17 protein-coding genes are annotated in these 16,147 nt (G+C 72.1%); 4 read left to right on the top strand and 13 right to left on the bottom strand.

Translation table 11 applies throughout. The features are described from left to right. Window positions 1-11: 11 nt before the first annotated feature. The 12 genes from ACLQ23_RS28220 to ACLQ23_RS28165 form a co-directional block, all read right to left on the bottom strand. Window positions 12-389, bottom strand: a complete 378-nt coding sequence (locus ACLQ23_RS28220) for a Zn-ribbon domain-containing OB-fold protein (protein WP_355597634.1) — start codon at window positions 387-389, stop codon at window positions 12-14. Beyond that, window positions 389-1,531: an acetyl-CoA acetyltransferase gene (locus tag ACLQ23_RS28215; RefSeq protein WP_355597636.1), complete on the bottom strand. Its 1,143-nt coding sequence runs from the start codon at window positions 1,529-1,531 to the stop codon at window positions 389-391. The genes ACLQ23_RS28220 and ACLQ23_RS28215 overlap by 1 nt, the downstream gene beginning before the upstream one ends. Then, window positions 1,528-1,971, bottom strand: a complete 444-nt coding sequence (locus ACLQ23_RS28210) for a MaoC/PaaZ C-terminal domain-containing protein (RefSeq protein ID WP_355597638.1) — start codon at window positions 1,969-1,971, stop codon at window positions 1,528-1,530. Before ACLQ23_RS28210 ends, ACLQ23_RS28215 begins: the two co-directional genes overlap by 4 nt. Next, window positions 1,968-2,468, bottom strand: a complete 501-nt coding sequence (locus tag ACLQ23_RS28205; RefSeq protein WP_355597640.1) for an FAS1-like dehydratase domain-containing protein — start codon at window positions 2,466-2,468, stop codon at window positions 1,968-1,970. Before ACLQ23_RS28205 ends, ACLQ23_RS28210 begins: the two co-directional genes overlap by 4 nt. Continuing rightward, complete coding sequence (locus ACLQ23_RS28200; protein ID WP_355597642.1) at window positions 2,465-3,691, bottom strand: RidA family protein; 1,227 nt, start codon at window positions 3,689-3,691, stop codon at window positions 2,465-2,467. The genes ACLQ23_RS28205 and ACLQ23_RS28200 overlap by 4 nt, the downstream gene beginning before the upstream one ends. Then, window positions 3,688-5,082 carry an MmgE/PrpD family protein gene (locus tag ACLQ23_RS28195; protein WP_425736003.1) on the bottom strand — a complete coding sequence of 465 codons (1,395 nt, stop codon included), beginning with the start codon at window positions 5,080-5,082 and terminating at the stop codon, window positions 3,688-3,690. Before ACLQ23_RS28195 ends, ACLQ23_RS28200 begins: the two co-directional genes overlap by 4 nt. Then, complete coding sequence (locus ACLQ23_RS28190; protein WP_355597646.1) at window positions 5,079-6,356, bottom strand: CaiB/BaiF CoA transferase family protein; 1,278 nt, start codon at window positions 6,354-6,356, stop codon at window positions 5,079-5,081. Before ACLQ23_RS28190 ends, ACLQ23_RS28195 begins: the two co-directional genes overlap by 4 nt. Beyond that, entirely contained in the window at window positions 6,353-7,387 is a 1,035-nt protein-coding gene (locus ACLQ23_RS28185; RefSeq protein WP_355597648.1) for an LLM class flavin-dependent oxidoreductase, read from the bottom strand. Before ACLQ23_RS28185 ends, ACLQ23_RS28190 begins: the two co-directional genes overlap by 4 nt. Beyond that, window positions 7,384-7,923 carry a MaoC family dehydratase gene (locus ACLQ23_RS28180; protein ID WP_088947019.1) on the bottom strand — a complete coding sequence of 180 codons (540 nt, stop codon included), beginning with the start codon at window positions 7,921-7,923 and terminating at the stop codon, window positions 7,384-7,386. The genes ACLQ23_RS28185 and ACLQ23_RS28180 overlap by 4 nt, the downstream gene beginning before the upstream one ends. Beyond that, entirely contained in the window at window positions 7,923-9,464 is a 1,542-nt protein-coding gene (locus tag ACLQ23_RS28175) for a class I adenylate-forming enzyme family protein (protein WP_355597650.1), read from the bottom strand. Before ACLQ23_RS28175 ends, ACLQ23_RS28180 begins: the two co-directional genes overlap by 1 nt. Before the next feature lie 24 nt (window positions 9,465-9,488). Then, window positions 9,489-10,286 carry an SDR family oxidoreductase gene (locus ACLQ23_RS28170; protein ID WP_355597652.1) on the bottom strand — a complete coding sequence of 266 codons (798 nt, stop codon included), beginning with the start codon at window positions 10,284-10,286 and terminating at the stop codon, window positions 9,489-9,491. Between the two features lie 88 nt (window positions 10,287-10,374). Continuing rightward, window positions 10,375-11,040 carry an isochorismatase family protein gene (locus ACLQ23_RS28165; RefSeq protein ID WP_355597654.1) on the bottom strand — a complete coding sequence of 222 codons (666 nt, stop codon included), beginning with the start codon at window positions 11,038-11,040 and terminating at the stop codon, window positions 10,375-10,377. Between the two features lie 224 nt (window positions 11,041-11,264). Between ACLQ23_RS28165 and ACLQ23_RS28160 the strand changes: the two genes are divergently transcribed. Next, entirely contained in the window at window positions 11,265-12,131 is an 867-nt protein-coding gene (locus tag ACLQ23_RS28160) for a DUF4437 domain-containing protein (RefSeq protein ID WP_355597656.1), read from the top strand. 54 nt (window positions 12,132-12,185) lie between these two features. On the opposite strand, the gene ACLQ23_RS28155 is transcribed toward ACLQ23_RS28160, so the two are convergent. Beyond that, window positions 12,186-13,607 carry a dihydroorotase gene (locus tag ACLQ23_RS28155; RefSeq protein WP_355628155.1) on the bottom strand — a complete coding sequence of 474 codons (1,422 nt, stop codon included), beginning with the start codon at window positions 13,605-13,607 and terminating at the stop codon, window positions 12,186-12,188. Window positions 13,608-13,717: 110 nt separating this feature from the next. Between ACLQ23_RS28155 and ACLQ23_RS28150 the strand changes: the two genes are divergently transcribed. Genes ACLQ23_RS28150 through ACLQ23_RS28140 form a run of 3 tightly spaced genes read left to right on the top strand, consistent with a single transcriptional unit; the run spans window position 13,718 to window position 16,143 of the window. Continuing rightward, on the top strand, window positions 13,718-13,843 hold the full coding sequence (locus tag ACLQ23_RS28150) for a hypothetical protein (RefSeq protein ID WP_425881361.1): 126 nt from the start codon (window positions 13,718-13,720) through the stop codon (window positions 13,841-13,843). Continuing rightward, window positions 13,844-14,686 (top strand): cyclase family protein, encoded by an 843-nt coding sequence (locus tag ACLQ23_RS28145; protein ID WP_355597662.1) that lies wholly within the window; start codon window positions 13,844-13,846, stop codon window positions 14,684-14,686. Further along, the gene (locus ACLQ23_RS28140) at window positions 14,683-16,143 is read left to right on the top strand and encodes an MmgE/PrpD family protein (RefSeq protein ID WP_355597664.1); all 1,461 of its coding nucleotides are present in this window, start codon (window positions 14,683-14,685) and stop codon (window positions 16,141-16,143) included. Before ACLQ23_RS28145 ends, ACLQ23_RS28140 begins: the two co-directional genes overlap by 4 nt. The last annotated feature ends 4 nt before the right edge of the window (window positions 16,144-16,147 follow it).

The following is a 16,147-nucleotide window of genomic DNA, read 5'->3' as shown; positions in this document are numbered from 1 at the left end:
GATAGCCTCCGTCAGCGGTGGAAGACCGGCAGCGCCCGGCCGTCGTCGAGGTCGAGCCAACCGACACGGACCGGGTCGCCGATCCGCCAGTCCTGCCCTTCGAGGGTGGACAGCACGACTGGTCCCTCGGCGAGCCGGATCCGTGCGATCGTGTACGGCACGGCAGCCTCCGGCACGGGTGCCCGGTGCACCACGGTGAACGTGTCCACGACGCCGTGGCCGGACGCCTCGACGAACCCGAGATCCACCATCGACGAGCAGGCGGTGCACAGCGCACGCGGCGGATGCTGGACGTGCCCGCAGGACCCGCAGGACTGCAGCGTGTAGCGGTGCTCCCGGGTGGCGTCCCACCAGCCGGCCGTCACGTCGTCGGGCGGCGGTACGTGCATCACCGCACCCCCAGCACGACCGTCGCGTGCGTGGACAGGATCCCGCCGGTGCCGTGCGCCACGGCCACCCGGGCGTCGGGCACCTGCCGGGCTCCCGCCTCGCCGCGCAGTTGGCGGACCGCCTCCACCAACAGCAGCACCCCGTACTGACCGGGATGGCAGTACGACAGGCCGCCGCCGGAGGTGTTCAACGCCAGCTCGCCGCCGGGACGGATCCGGCCGTCCTGGATGAAGTCGAGCACCTCCCCCGGTCCGCAGAAGCCCAGCGCCTCGATGCTGAGCGCGGCGGTGATGGTGAACGAGTCGTAAACCTCCAGCACGTCCACGTCGGAGGGTGTGATGCCGGCCCGGGCGAACGCCTCCCGACCCGACTCGCGCGCACCGGTGACCGTCAGGTCCTCGACGGCGGTCATCGACGTGTTCGTCGACCGTTCGCCGTACCCGAGGACCCGCACCGGCGGGTGCCGCAGGTCGCGGGCCCGGTCGAGCGTGGTGAGCACGACCGCCCCGCCGCCGTCGGTCACCAGGCAGCAGTCGGCGACGGTCAACGGGCTGGAGACCATCGGCGCGGCGAGCACGTCGTCGACGGTCAGCGGCCCGGCGTCGTAGCGGAACGCGGCCGGGTTGAGCAGCGCCCACTGCCTGGCGGCGACCGCGATCTCGGCCAGCTTCTCCCGCGTGCCGCCGTACCGGTGGAAGTACTGTTGCGCCGCCATCGCGTAGTACGACAGCGGGTACAGCGGGCCGTACGGCGCCTCGAACTGGGCCTCCGGGGTGTGCTCCTCGACGATCCCGCCAAGGCTGCGCGAGCGCGCGGAGCGCTGGTTCGACGCGAAGCTGATGACCACGGTGGAAGCCTGGCCGGCGTCGATCGCCTGCGTGGCGCGGGCGACCATCATCTCGGCGGCCGACCCGCCGACGAACGTCGAGTCGACCCAGCGGGGCCGCAGCCCGAGGTACTCGGCGAGCTGTGTGGTGGAGAAGCGGGACACTCCGGTGGTGGCCAGTCCGTCGACGTCGGCGAGGGTGAGCCCGGCGTCGGCGAGCGCCCGTGTGACGGCCTGGGTCTGAAGCGTGAGCGTGGACTTCCCGGTGCTGCCGAGGTCGCACTCGGCCGCACCGACGATCGCAACGCCGGTCACCGGGCGCCCGGCCCGTCGGCCGTGCCCAGCAGCACCGTCGCGTGGGCAGGGCGGGCGGCGGGCCGTTGCGGGCCGTACTCGCTGGCCAGGATCGTGGCGGAGAGGTCCACCCGGATGCGGTCGGCACCGACCTCGACCACCGTGCCCTCGCACCGGACCGTCTCGCCGGCGAACATCAGGTTGCGGAACGTGAACGACAGCTCGTGCACGAAGCAGCGCGGGCCGAGCGTGTCCTGGAGCAGCTCGACGAAGAGCGCCCCGAACACCTGCCCGTCCACGACCGGGCCCGGGACCCGCGCGGCGGCCACGAACTCGGGGTCGAAGTGCAGGCGGTACCAGTCCCAGGTGGCACCGGCGTAGGCGACCATGTCGGTGAGCGTGATGGTGCGCTCCAGCGCGGGCAGCGCATCCCCGACGTTCGGTGGCACCCGGGATGTCATGCGGCACCGTCCAGGCTGACCAGGATGATCGTCTCCTCGTTGACGGCGAGCAGCTCGCCGTCGTGGTTGGTGTACGTCGCGCGCGAGGAGACCACGAGCATGTCCGCGCCGGTGCGGGTCTGCTTCTCGGTCAGGTCGTGGATCTCCCAGGTCGCGGTGATGACGTCGTCGGGGCGTACCCGGCGGTGGAACGTGTAGCTGTTGCCGCCGCGCACCTGGCGGGTGCCGGGGACATCGAGGTGCCAGGAGTGTCCGGCGTAGCCGTCGCCGTCCATCGGGAGGTTCGCGTACTGGTTGGTCTCGCAGATGAGCGTCGGCGGAGCGGTCACGCCCGGCAGGCCCTGCGCGCGGGCGAACCCGGGGTCCGAATACAGCGGGTTGTCGTCACCGATGGCCAGGCCGAAGTACCGGCCGGCCGCGGCGCCGAGCGGTTCCGGCGCGGTGTAGACCTTCCGCGTGCCCAACAGGGCGCGCAGGTCGTCGGTCAGCAGGCTCACGCCGTCTCCTCCGCTCCGCTGATGTTCGGATACACCGCCGTCGGGAATACCTCGAACAGGAACTCGGGGCGCAGCAGGGCCTTGCAGATCGCCCCGGTCGACGCCGGCCAGGGCGCGCTGAGCAGTCGTTCCCGCACGCCGGCCACGCCCCGGTACGCCGGCAGCGCGGACTCGACGCAGTACTCGGTCGTCTCCAGCAGGTGCTCCGGTCCGAGGCCGGCGTGGCGCAGCAGGTGCAGGATCGCGCCGTACGTCGCCTCGGCCTGCGCCACGATGTCGCCGGGGTGCAGGGCCTGCTGCGTCTGCATGTCCAGCGCCGCGAACCCGGACATGTACAGGGTCCGGCCGGCCCTGACCCCGGGGGCGTAGGTGAGCGTGTCGTAGCGCGACCAGCCCGGGTTGACCAGCTCCAACCGGTGCCGGGAGGCGGTGACGTCGATCGCGACGAGGGCGTCCGGGTGGTGCAGCCGGCTCATCAGGATGCCGCCCGCGCCCGGGTAGACACCGGCGCCACCGAGGCGTTCCCTGCGCACCCGGTGCGTACGGCGGTAGACGTCGCGGGTCGCCGGGGTCGAGTAGTCGTAGGTCGTGACCACCGCGTCGAGGGAGAGCCCGGCCGCCTTGAGCAGGTCTCCCGCCCGGTCCAGGCAGTAGGCGTACTGGGCGGCGAAGTCGCCGGGGTGGACCACCGCGCCGGTGGCGTCGAGCGGGAGCATCGTCGGCAGGTACACCGCGCCGTCGTGGCCGGTGCCCACGGTGGCGGCCCGCCAGGTGCCGGCCTGCCGGGGTTCGCTGGCGACCAGCACCTCGCCGCCGCCGCGGACCGCGTGCAGCTCGACCTCCAGCAGCGCGGTACGCCGCACGAGCCGCTCGACGACGACCGTCCGCAGCACGGGCTCGTGGTCGCCGAAGACCTCCCGCCGGACCGCTGCGGCCGCCTCGTACTCGGCGAGCCCGGCGACCGTCACGTTCTCGGTGACCCGGGTGACGTCCTGCGGCCCGAACCCGGCGGCCGCCAGGATCGTCAGCACCTTCTCGTACGCGGTGCGCGCCTGCGCCGCCATGTCCCCGGTGACCGTCATCCTGCCGACGGCCTCGTCGAACGCGGCGGAGGTGTGGCCGGAGGTCCAGGCCGCGTCGCCTTCGGCGAGGCCGAGGCAGAACGTGAAGCCGTCGTACGGGAACCAGCGGAAGGAGGGCGGTTTGATGGCGTGTGGTGTCACGGGCGGTCCCTGCCTGTACCGGCGGCGGCCAGCGCCGCCATGAGCGGTTCGATGGTGTCCAGCTCGTCGAGACGGGACAGCAGGTCGACGACGTCTGTGGTGTCGCCACCGGCGTTGCTGTGGAACTTCGCGACGAGCTGCTCGTCGGTCAGCGGGTTGTCCGGGCCGCCCGCGCTGCGTGGCACGCTGCCGGGAACGGCCGAGCCGTCGACGAGCGTGATGCGGGCGGTGCCGGGCGCGTCGGCTGCGGGGCCGCCGGTGGGGGCAACGTGCCAACGCACCAGCCGGGCAACGCGTTCCACCTCGGGTCGGCCGAGCGAGTCCGGCTCGTACGTTGCGGTGGTCAGGTCACCGTCGACGACGGCGGCGGCGATGCTCCACGGCAGCGAGAACTTCGCCGCGTACGGCGACGCCGGTCGCGCCAGGTCCCGCCGGGTGTCGCAGACCGTGGGCACCGAGTCGGGGTGCACGTCGACGTCGATCGCGGCGACGTCGCCGGAACGGACACCGCCGCGGCGCACCGCGTCGCGGACCGCGTCGATCGCGGCGTGGGAGAGTTGGCACGCCGGGTACGGCTTGATGCCGATCCGGGTGGTCTCCCAGCGTGTGCCGAGCTCGGCGGTGATGGACGCGAGGTCGACCGCGCCGGCGGCCAGTGCGTCGTAGACACCGTGCGGGCCGTCGAGGACGTTCGCCGGGCCGCCGGCCCCGGCCGCGGCCAGCCGGGCGGCGAGGATGCCGGCGTGCCCGGCGAATCCCGGGTGCAGCTGCTTCGTCGAGGCTCCACTGTGCAGGAACGCGAGGAGCCCGCCGGCCTGGCTGCCGGCGATGCCGAGCGCGTCGGTCGTCCGCGCGGCGTCGAGGCCGAGCAGCCGGGACGCGACGATCGCCGAGGAGAACACGCCGGCCACCATCGTGGCGTGCAGCCCGCGGGCGTGGAATCCGTGCGACGCGGCGGCGGCGACCCGGCACACGGTTTCGTAGCCGACGACGGCGGCCTCGATCACGGCCCGGCCAGGCGCGCCGACGTGCTCGCCGACGGCGAACGCGGCCGGCAGCACCACGGCTGTGGCGTGCACGAGGCCGCCAGCGTGGGTGTCGTCGAAGTCCAGTGCGTGCACGAGGGTGCCGTTGGCGAGCGCGGCGGCCGGCGCACCGACCCGGCCCCGCGACCCGATGATCGTCGCCTCCGGAGGCCCGCCGAGTTCCCGGGCGACGACGACGGCCGGTATCGGCGACGGCTCACCGGGCTCCCCCGTCATGGGGCTGGCGCTCAGCCCACCCAGCGCCGTTCCGACCCCGTCGAGCAGGTGCCGCAGCGCTGCGGCCCGGACCGCGGCCGGCACTTCGACGTGGCCCGTGCCCCACTCGGCAAGCTCCTCGGCGATCATCGTGACGTGGCTGTTGTGTCGAGGCTGTCAGGGGTGTCGGGGGTGTCGGGGGTGTTCGCGCCGTGTGCCGGCTCGGCATCGCCGAACGCGCCGGCCGCCCGCAGCGCCACCACCTGAGACGCGTCCAGGCCCAGGATCTCCTCGGTGACGAGTGCGAGGTCCTCGTTGCGCTGCGGTGCCCGGCGGTAGGTGGGCGTCTCGTCGCCGACCCGCACCGGGGACGCGAGCTGCCGTACCTCGCCGTAGCGGGGGTGGTCGGTGGTGACCACGAGGTTCCGGGCGGCGGTGTGCTCGTCCACCAGGGCCGCGCCGACGTCGTTGATCGGGCCGCACGGGATCGACCCGGCGTAGAGCTGCGTGAGCCAGTCGTCGACGGTCTTCTGCCGGAAGATCGCCTCCAACCGGGGCACCAGGTCGGCGCTGTGCTCCCGCCGGCCGGCGAAGGTCGCGTACGGCGAGCCGGCCTCGGCCCACTCCGGGTGGCCGACGATCTGGCACAGCCGGGCCCAGAACTTCTCCTTCGCGCAGCCGACGACCATCCAGCCGTCCTTGGCCTCGAACGCCTGGAACGGCACGAGCGACGGGTGGGCCGAGTGGTGTGTGCGGACCGGCTGGAACCCGGCGTTCAGGTGCCACGTCGCGGGATAGGTCAGCATCGACACCGCGGTGTCGTAGAGGCTGACGTCGCAGTCCATCCCGACGCCGTCGCGGCGGGCGGCGTGCACCCCGGCCAGCAGCGAGATCGCGGCCACGAAGCCGCCCGAGTAGTCCACCAGTGACAGTCCGGACTTGGTGGGCGGTCCATCCGGCTCACCGGTCAGCTCCATCCAGCCGGCGAGACCCTGCAACACGTAGTCGTAGCCGGGTTCCTGCTTGCGGGGCCCGGTCATCCCGAACCCGGTCAGCGACACGCACACGATGCGCGGGTTGAGGTGCTTGAGGTCGTCGTACCGGATGCGCAGTTTCTCCGGCACGTCCCCGCGCAGGTTGGAGTAGACGACGTCGGAGACCGCGACGAGTTGTTCGAAGACGTCGCGCCCGGCGGCGGTGTTCAGGTCGAGGGAGATGCTGCGCTTGTTGCGGTTGAACGTCTCGAAGAAGAGCGAGTCCTCGTCCTCGGCGTACGGCGGCACGTACCGGCCGACGTCGCCGCCGGCCTGCGGGTCCTCGATCTTGATGACCTGGGCGCCGAGGTCGGCCAGGTGCACGCTGCCGAACGGCCCGGCGCCGTACTGCTCGACCGCGATGATGCGCAGGTCCTCCAGCGGTCTCACGTGGTCGCTCCCGTCAGCTCACCGATCAGCGCGATGATCTCGTCCTGGGCCGCGCGGATCTCGACGGCCGGCAGCCCGTGGGTCGGCGGGCTCAGCTTCACGGTGTCGGCGATGCCGTCATAGGCCGCGATCCGGGCGGCGACGTCGTCGTGGGTGCCGGACATGGTGAGCGCGTCGACCATCCGGTCGCTGACGCTGCCCGCGAGGTGGTCCGCTCCGGCACCGGCCCGGAACGCGTCGATGACGGCCTGCTGGTCCTCGGCGAGGCCGTGGAACGCGAAGAAGTCGGCGTAGGTGCGGACCGTGGCGTAGAAGCCGACCACACCGGCGGCGCGGCGGCGGGCGAGCGCGGGGTCGGCGGCCACCGAGCAGCACGCGGAGACGACGACGTCGACGTCGTGGCGCGTTTTGCCGTCCGCGCGGTCGATGCCGAGCGTGAGGTCGGGCAGGATGTGCTCCCGCAGGTACCCCGGTGAGCACAGCTCGTGGCTGATCCAGCCGTCGCCGATCTCGCCGGCCAGCCGGGTCATCAGCGGGCCCATCGCGGCCAGGTACACCGGGATCGGCCGCTCCGGAACGGCGTACGGCCGCTCGTAACCGCGGATGTGCATCGGCTCGAACTCGCCGTCGGCCCGGATCTCGGCGCCGGTGGTGCAGGCGTCCCAGAACAGCCGGATGTTGTGGACCGTCTCGCGCAGGTGACCGACCGGCTTGCCGAACGGCACGTTGTGCCATTGCTCGTTGAGCCGGCGCACCCCGGAGCCGAGGCCGATCACGAACCGGCCGCCGGACAGCTCGTCCAGGTCGAGCGCCTCCAGCGCGGTGATCATCGGGCTGCGGGTGAACGCCAGGATGATCGAGGTGCCGATCCGTGCGGTCGACGTCGCCCCGGCCAGGGCCGCGGCGGTGCCGGTCGCGCTGCGGTGCAGCTCCGAGGCCCACAGCACCTCGGCGCCCGCGCGTTCCGCCCGGCGCCCGGCGTCGGCCAGCTCCGCGAGCGTCTCCCCCCACGGCTGGTACGTGAGCCTCATGCCGTTTCCTTGCTGTCGCCGTCGAGGGAAAGTGGGGACTTCCCCACCGGGAAGAGGTTTTCCAGCTGTTCGGCGCCCCGGCGGTACACATAGAACGTGCGCTTGAAGGAGCAGACCTCGTCGCCGTGCTGGTTCAGCGTGCGGGTGCGCACCGTGACGATGCCGGCATGCGGGCGGGACGCGGACTCGCGCTTCTCCAGCACGAGTGACTCGCTGTAGAGCGTGTCACCGGCGAACACCGGGTGGGTCATCCGGATCTCGTCCCAGCCGAGGTTCGCGAACGCGTTCTGGGTCAGGTCGGTGACGCTCTGCCCGACCGCGATGGCCACCGTGAGTGTCGACACCACGAGCGGCTTGCCGAACTCCGACCGTGCGGCGTACTCGGCGTTGAAGTGCATCTCGTTGGTGTTCATGGTCAGCAGCGTGAACCAGGTGTTGTCGGTCTCCGTGACGGTGCGTCCCAGGGGATGCTGGTAGACGTCTCCGATCTCGAAGTCCTCGAAGAACCGCCCGGTCCAGCCTTGCTTGAGCCCCATCAGCCAATCTCCTTCTGACGACGCGCGAGGTACCCGTCGCGGATCATCCGCTTGAGGATCTTGCCGCTCGGATTACGCGGCAACGCGTCGACGACGTGCCACTCGCGGGGCACCTTGTAGCGCGCCACGTGCTGCCGGACGTGGCCCTCCAGGGCTCCGACGTCGATCCGCGTCCCCGGGCGGCCCACCACGAACGCGGCGATGCGCTCGCCGTACACCTCGTCGGGCACACCGATGACGGCGACCTCGTCGACCGGCTGGTGGCGGGCGATGACCTCCTCGATCTCGCGCGGGAAGATGTTCACCCCGCCCGCGATGATCATGTCGTTCTTTCGATCGAAGATGGTGATGAAGCCCTCCTCATCGCGCACGGCCACGTCGCCGACGGAGAAGAACCCGTCGGCGTCGTATCCGGCCCGGGTGGCCTCCTCGTCGTCGAGGTACCCGGCCAGCAGCAGCGGCGAGCGGGCGAACAGCTCGCCGGGCTCACCCGGGGAGACCTCGTTGCCGTCGTCGTCCTTGAGCCGGATCTCGTTCCAGAACCAGGGATGCCCGACACTGCCGGCCCGTTCCAGGGCGAACTCGGGGCGCAGGTTGGTGACGATGGAGCACTCGGTCGAGCCGTACAGCTCGTGCACGTCGACGCCGGGGAACGCGGCGATCACCCACTCCTTCAGCGCGACCGGCAACGCGGCGGCGTTGAAGTAGAGCGTCCGCAGCGCCGACAGGTCGTACCGGGCGGCCGGCTCCTCGCAGAACCGGCGGAGGTGCTGGGCGTGCGTGGGTACCAGGAACACCGTGGAGGCGCGACTGGAGGCCATCAGGTCCAACAGCCGCTCCGGATCCCAGGTCGGCAGCACGCTGCACGAGCCGCCGAGCATCGGGGCGGTGTAGGCGAACGCGAACCCCGCGCCGTGGTACATCGGTGCGACGGCGATCGTGCTGCGGTTGGGGCCGAGCCCGTAGTCCAGCCCGACTCCGAACGCGGTGAGGACCCGTCCCCGGTGGGTCAGCAGGACGCCCTTGGGCCGCCCGGTCGTGCCGGAGGTGTAGGTGACGCAGAACGGGTCGAGTTCGTCGACGGGGACCTGCGGATCGACCGCGCGGCCCTGTCCCAGGAACGTCTCGTACCGCTGGCCGACCTCGCCGGCGAAGCTGAGCACGAGCGGCAGGTCGTCGAGCAGGCCGTCGACGTTGCCGGCCAGCTCGTCGGCCAGGATGATCCCCCTCGCCCGGGAGTGGGCGAGGATGTAGGCGTTGTCCGAGCTGTTGTTCTTCGTGTTCAACGGCACGGTCGGGATGCCGGCCTTGGCCATCGCCGCCGATATCTCGAAGTACTCGTAGCGGTTGTTGCTCAGCACCGCGATCCGCTCACCGGGGGCGATGCCGTGCGCGAGCGTCGCGGACGCGAGCCGGTTGGAGCGCTCGTCGAGCGCGCCGAACGTCACGGCGTGGTCGCCGTCGACGACCGCGACCCGGCCGGGCGTGGCCCGGCCGAACTCGCGGATCCCGGCGGCCATGTTGAGCTGCACACCCTTCACCCGGTGCCGTCCTTCCTGAGTCGGTCAGAGTCCGTAGCGGGCGAGCACGTCCCGCTTGCCGGGCGTGAGGAACTTGCGGGTCATCCGGGCGGTGGTGAGCCACGCGATCGCGTCGCCGTTGCGGGTGCTCGCCAACATCCGGTCGACCAGGTACGGCGCTACGTCGTCGACGTGGTCGCACAGGATGTTGAGCTGCCGGCGCTGCCGCGCCACCTGCTCCGGTGCGGCGGCGGCTTCGCGCAGCCACCCCTCGGTGATGAGGATGCCGGGGCGGATCTGGCCGATCCGCACGCCGGTACCGGTGACCTCCTTGGCCAGTGCCCGGGTGAAGGAGTCCAGGCCGCGCTTGGTGGCCGAGTAGACCCCCATGCCGGGGCGGATCGCGCCGTCGCTGCCACCGCCGAGCACGTTGAAGACCTGGCCGCCGCCGGTGGCGAGCATGCCGCGGACGGCGACCTGCGACCCGTACACGGTGCCGAGCATGTTCGTGGTGACCATCGTCCGGACGTCCTCCGGCGCGGTGTCAACGATCGGCCGGGTGGTGTTGGCGACACCGGCGTTGTTGATCCACAGGTCGACGCCGCCCAGCGCGTCGACCGCGGCACTCCATATCCGCTCGACCTGCGCGGCGTCGGTGACGTCCGCGGCGATTCCATGGACGGTGGCCGCCGCGGCGGCCTGCGGGCGCAGCCGCGCGACGGCATCGTCCACGGCCGTTCGTGAGCGCCCCGACACGACGACGGAGTGGCCCCGCGAGAGCAGCTCGCGGGCGAGCGCGAAGCCGATCCCCTTGGTGCTGCCGGTGATGACTGCCTTACGCATGACTGCTCCTGCCCACTCAAGTCGGGGGGAAGGAAGGGGCCCTTCCTAACGTCTGGTGTATAGGAAGGGCCCCTTCCTAACGGTCCGGTCAGTCGCCGGCCAACCGGGCGACCGCGTCGGCCAGCGGCACCACGTCGGCATACTTGGCGTCGAGGTCGAAGAGGTTGGCCTCGTGCGGCCCTGGATCGCGGTCGGCGCACGCCTCGCGCACCACCATCGGACGGAACCCGTGTTGCAGGGCGTCGACCGCCGACGCGCGGACGCAGCCGCTGGTGGAGAAGCCGCCGAGCACCACCGTGTCGACGCCGGCCGCGGTGAGCCAGGCGGCCAGCGCGGTGCCGGCGAAGGCGCTGGCGTAGTGCTTGTAGACGATGTATTCGCCCCGGGCGGGCGTCAATTGGGCCGGGAAGTCGCCGAGCGGGTTGCCGGCGGCGAACGCGGCCAGCGCCGGCACCTTCGCGGCGAACAGGGGCGCCTCTGCGCAGGACTCGTCGACGTACCGCACCGCGGTGAAGGCCACCGGGACCCGGGCCGCGCGGGCCGCCGCCACCATCTCGGCCATCGCGGCCAGCGCGGCCTGCGCGTCGGCCAGGAACAACGGCGACGAGGGTACGGCGTACGCGGCGACCGGGTCGACCAGCACGAGCGCGGGCCGGGTGCCCCAGCCGAGGCGGCGGGCGAAACCGGCGGTCGTGTAGTCGGCATCGAGCGTGCCGGTCCCCAGGACCCTGGCGTCGGAGCGTGCCCCATTCATTCGACGCATCGTATGCGCTGGATACACCGTTTCGCTAGGGGGAACATTGCGGGAGGACGGGCTTGCCGTGCCCGTGGAAACAGTGTTTCCATTGCAGCCATGCTGGTCCCGGACGGCATCGATCTCACCATCGCCGGCTGCCGGGCGCCCCGGCACCTCCGGCCGGGGGCGCCGCCCGCAAACGCCGCCGGGAAGACCCTGAAACGCGAAGTGAGGAGCAGCGGGTGCGAGCGCACGTCGAACTGATTCACGAGAATGACTACATCTGGCACGTCGGGGAGCTGCCGCACGGCGAGGGCGGGGCCCGCGAACGTCGACTATCGGTGGACGAGGAGGACGGGTCGTCCTCGCTGTCGCTGAGCTTCGACAGCGACTGGGGGCGCGGGCCGGGCGTGCCGCACGCCGACACGGAGTTCTACGTGCAGTCCGGCTCGCTGAACTACGGCGGTCAGGAGATCGGCCCCGGCGGCTACCTGCAGGTGCCGCGGGGCGTGCCGATGGACTGGATCAAGATCCGCGAGGGCTCGTCGGTGCTGCACTGGCGCGAGTACGGCGACTGCGGTTTCGACGTCGAGAAGGCACAGTGGAATCCGGCCTCAGCACGGTGGGAGACCGCCGTCGGCGAGGTGACGGTGGTGGATTCCAACGACATGGAGTGGACCGCCGCCCCGACGGTCGGGCCGATCACCCCGCTCTACATCAAGTTGCTGCACCGCGACCCGGTGACCAACTTCTACACCCGGCTGATCCGGGCCCACAAGGGCTGGAGCGACCACCGGCTGGCCCATCACCCCTGCTACGAGGAGTTCTACACGCTCGGCGGGAAGATGGCGTACAACTTCGGCGACATCGACGAGGGCACCTACTGCTTCCGGCCGGCCGGGGTGAAGCACGGCCACTTCGTGGCCGAGACCGACATCGACTGGATCATCCGATCGGACGGCGAGCTGATCAACTGGTACACCACCGACGAGTGGGTCAAGTGGGGTGGCACGGCGACCAATTACCACGAACACGACGAGGCGCCGGTCATCTCCAGCCTGCCGGTGCGGTCCCGTTCGCGCGGCCCCTGGTCCGGCGACGGGATGTGATGGCGACGGGGTGTGACGTGGCCACGACCACCGCCGCGTCACACCCGGTCACACCTAGCGGGTGACGTACACCCCCTGCGGCACTCCGGTGACCGCGCCGTCGCGATATGCGACGTGCCCGCGGACCACCGTCACAACCGGCCAGCCGCGGACCTTGCGCCCCTCGAACGGACAGTGGTCCTGCCCGGACAGCAGCAGGTCGGTCGTCACCTCCCGCTCCAGGTCAGGGTCGACGATCGCGAGGTCGGCGTCCGCGCCCACCACGAGGTTGCCCTTGCGCCCCCACAGGCCGTACGCCCGCGCGGGGTTCGCCGAGGCCAGCTCCGCGATCCGGGCCGGCGACAGCCCACGCTTGTGCATCCCCTCGCTGATCAGCAGCGGGTAGAGCAGCGCGGTGCCGCCGAAGCCGGGCAGGGCCGGCCAGAGCGCGTCGCCCTTGTGCTCCTCGGTGCAGCACGCGTGGTCGGAGGCCACCCAGTCGACCGAACCGTCGAGCACGCCGGCCCACAACGCCTCGGTGTCGGCCACCGTGCGGATCGGGGGGTTCACCTTGCCGCCCAGCCCGGTCAACGCGTCGTAGGACAGGCAGAGGTGGTGCAGGGTGACCTCGGTCCGGATGTCGGCGCCGGGCAGCGCGGCGCGGGCCGCCCGGGCCGCGTCCAGCGCGTCGGCCGAGGACAGGTGCAGCAGGTTGACCGGGCAGCCGGTGGCGCCGGCCAGGGTGGTGGCCTCGCCGATGGCGACCCGCTCGGTGAGCGGCGGGCGGGCGTCGGAGTATGCCTTGAGGGTCTGCGGGTCACCGGCTGCCCGGACCCGGTCGATGAACAGCCGCATCAGCTCGGACTGCTCGCAGTGCAGCGACAGCGACACGCGCCGGTCCGGGCCGTTGGCCGCCGCGACCGCCTCCATGATCTGGTAAAGGTGCCCCAGGTCGTATTCGTCGCTCATCGTGAAGGACTTGGCGTCGCGGGAGTCCGCGCTGAGGTTGAAGCCCTTGTAGAACATGTAGTACTTGAACGACGACACCCCATGCTCGCCGACCAGTGTGGGCACCTCGCCGACCTGCGCGGTGTCCATCGGCGCGAGGTGGAAGCCGTAGTCGGTGTAGGCGCGCCCGCCCACGGCCGCGAGCACCTCCGGGAAGATGTCGGCGTACGCGCCGGTGCGGTTGAGGTAGTGCTGCCCGGTCCGGAAGTAGGACAGCACCGTGGTCGCCCCGCCGACCAGGGAGGAGCGGGTCTCCTCGGCGGCGTCCTCGGCGAGCGACCGGTAGATGCCCAGGTGGTAGTGCGCGTCCACCGCCCCGGGGAAGACCAGCCTGGCGTCGGCGTCGAGCACCTCGGCGGCGTCGGCCGGGTCGAGGTCGGCCCCGATGGCGGCGATCCGGCCGTCACGGGTGGCGAGATCAGCCCGGATCGTTCCCACGTACGGCAGCACCAGCGTGCCGCCCTTGACCAGCAGGTCGTAACGCGCCACCGCGCACCCCCTTCACCTTGTGCGTTTCGGACAATGTAACGGGGTTTCCATTATGGATAAAGCCCGGTTAGATTGGCGTCCAAACCTCGATCGGTCCCCGCGGAGGTCCCGTGCCCGGTGCACTGAACGCGTGGACCGGGCGTCCGCCCGGTTCCGACAACCAGTCCGTGTACGGCGACCAGCTCGGCCTCAGCGCCGACGAGCTCGCCGACCTGCAATCGAGAGGCGTGATCTGAGTGGGCCCACCCACCGCTGGACCGCAACCCGACCTCGACCCCGGCGCCACCGCTCTGTGGCCGGCGCTGGCCGGGGCCCGGATCATCGACCTGGCCCACCCGATGCGCCGGGGAATGCCCCAGTCACCGAACCACCCGCCGTTCCGGATGGTGATCGAGCGCCGCCACGGCGACCTGGTGCGCGCCGACGGCGGCAGTGCCGCCAACGAGGTCATCATCACCGGCGGGCACGTCGGTACCCACGTCGACGCGCTGGCCCACGTCTCGCAGGACGGATTCGTGCACGCCGGCCGGCCGGCCGGGGCAGCGCAGTCCCACGAAGGCTTCGCGGAGCTGGGCATCGAGACGTTCGATCCGTACGTCGGACGGGCCGTGCTGCTCGACGTCGCCGCCGTGCACTCCACCGCCGTGCTGCCGGCGGGTTACGAGATCACTCCGGACGACCTGGAGCGGGCCGCCGGGCACATTCGGATCGCGCCGGGCGACGCGGTCCTGGTCGGCACCGGATGGTCGCGACGGTGGGGCGACGGTGCGGCGTTCGTCGGGCTCGCCGACGGGGTTCCCGGCCCCGGGGTGGCCGCCGCCCGCTGGCTCGCCGAGCGCGCCCCCAGGGTGGTCGGCGGCGAGACGATCGCCTTCGAGCACCTCGCGCCCGGACGAGGCCACGCCACCCTGCCGGTGCACCGGATCCTGCTGGTGGAGCACGGGATCAACATCGTGGAGACGATGAACCTGGCCCCGCTGCTGGACACCGGAGCCCGGGAGTTCCTGTTCGTGCTCAACCCGCTGCCCATCGTCGGGGCCACCGGCGCCCCGGTCCGCCCGTTGGCGGTCCTGCCGTGACGGCGGGCGAAAGCACGGCCGGGACCACGGCCGCGCCGGGCGACGAGCCCACGCTCAGCGCCCGGCTGGCGCGCTTCGCGGTCGACTGCCGCGACCACGGGGTGCCCGACGTCGTCCGCGCCGACATCCCCGGCCGGGTGTTGGACATCCTGGGGCTGGCCCTGGCCGCGCACGCCGACCCGGGGGCCGACGCCGCAGCGGCCGCGCTGCGCTCCGTGCGGCGCTGGGGCGGCATCGGCGAGGCTACCGTCATCGGCTCCGGCGACCGGCTGCCCGCCCCGGCCGCCGCGCTGGTCAACGGGGTGCTGGCCCACTCGCTGGACTTCGACGACACACACCTGCCCTCGGTGTTGCACCCGAGCGCCAGCGTCGTACCGGCCGCGCTCGCCGCCGCGGAGGCGGTCGGGAGCGGTGCGGCTGTCGACGGCGCGGCCCTGGTCCCGGCGGTGGCAGCCGGGATCGAGATCACCAACCGGCTCGGCATGGCAGGCTACCTGCCCGACACCGGGGTCAACGTCTACTTCGAGCGGGGCCAGCACGCCACCTCGATCTGCGGCACGATCGGCGCGGCCGTCGCGGCCGGCCTGCTCTACGGCCTGGATGCCGCGGGCATCGGCCATGCCATCGGGATCGCCGCGAGCATGGGCGCCGGCATCCTGGAGGCCAACCGCACCGGCGGCTCGGTCAAGCAGGCCCACTGCGGCTGGGCCGCCCACGCCGGGGTGAGCGCGGCGGTGCTGGCGGCCGACGGGCTGACCGGGCCACCGACCGTGCTGGAGGGACGGTTCGGTTTCTTCACCGCGCACACCGGCGACTTCACCGCCGACGCGCTGCTGCGCGGGCTGGGCACCGACTGGGAGGTGCTGCGCACCGTCTACAAGCCGTACCCGTCGAATCACTTCACCCACCCCGGCGTCGACTGTGCCCTGGCGCTGCGGGCTGGCGGGCTCGACCCGGCCGACGTCGCCGAGATCGAGCTGGGGGTGGCCGCCCCGGTACTGCGTACCATCGCCGAACCCACCGCCGAGAAGACCCGCCCGCGCAGCGCGTACCACGCGAAGTTCTCCGGCCCGTACACGATCGCGGCGGCGCTGCTCGGCGGTGGCGGCCTGGGGCTGTCGCTCGACGACTTCGTCGGCGAGCTGCCGGCCGACCGGCTGGCGCTGGCGGCCCGCGTCCGGTGCGTGGCCGACCCCCGGGCGTCGGAGCTGTTCCCGCGTGCGTTCGCGGCGGTGCTGCGGGTGCGGACCCGCGGTGGAGCCCTCCTGGAGCACCGGGTCGACTCGTCGCGCGGCGGGCCACAGCATCCGTTGAGCGCGGCCGATCTGGCGACGAAGTTCCAGCTCAACGCCGAGCGGGCGGTTCCACCGGCGCGGATCGCCGCGCTGCGCGACGCCGTGCTCGGCACCGGGGTGACGCCATCGGCGCTACTCGCGCTGACCGCGCCGGCTCGCTGAGGCC

Source organism: Micromonospora sp. DT41 (genome assembly GCF_049841715.1).
In the GTDB taxonomy this organism is placed as follows: domain Bacteria; phylum Actinomycetota; class Actinomycetes; order Mycobacteriales; family Micromonosporaceae; genus Micromonospora; species Micromonospora profundi.
This window is presented reverse-complemented; position numbering and strand designations above follow the sequence as displayed.

Coding starts and splice junctions, on each gene's coding strand:
- ACLQ23_RS28220 (WP_355597634.1), bottom strand. CDS start 389: ATGCACGTACCGCCGCCCGACGACGTGACGGCCGGCTGGTGGGACGCC.
- ACLQ23_RS28195 (WP_425736003.1), bottom strand. CDS start 5,082: ATGATCGCCGAGGAGCTTGCCGAGTGGGGCACGGGCCACGTCGAAGTG.
- ACLQ23_RS28210 (WP_355597638.1), bottom strand. CDS start 1,971: ATGACATCCCGGGTGCCACCGAACGTCGGGGATGCGCTGCCCGCGCTG.
- ACLQ23_RS28180 (WP_088947019.1), bottom strand. CDS start 7,923: ATGGGGCTCAAGCAAGGCTGGACCGGGCGGTTCTTCGAGGACTTCGAG.
- ACLQ23_RS28185 (WP_355597648.1), bottom strand. CDS start 7,387: ATGAGGCTCACGTACCAGCCGTGGGGGGAGACGCTCGCGGAGCTGGCC.
- ACLQ23_RS28170 (WP_355597652.1), bottom strand. CDS start 10,286: ATGCGTAAGGCAGTCATCACCGGCAGCACCAAGGGGATCGGCTTCGCG.
- ACLQ23_RS28165 (WP_355597654.1), bottom strand. CDS start 11,040: ATGAATGGGGCACGCTCCGACGCCAGGGTCCTGGGGACCGGCACGCTC.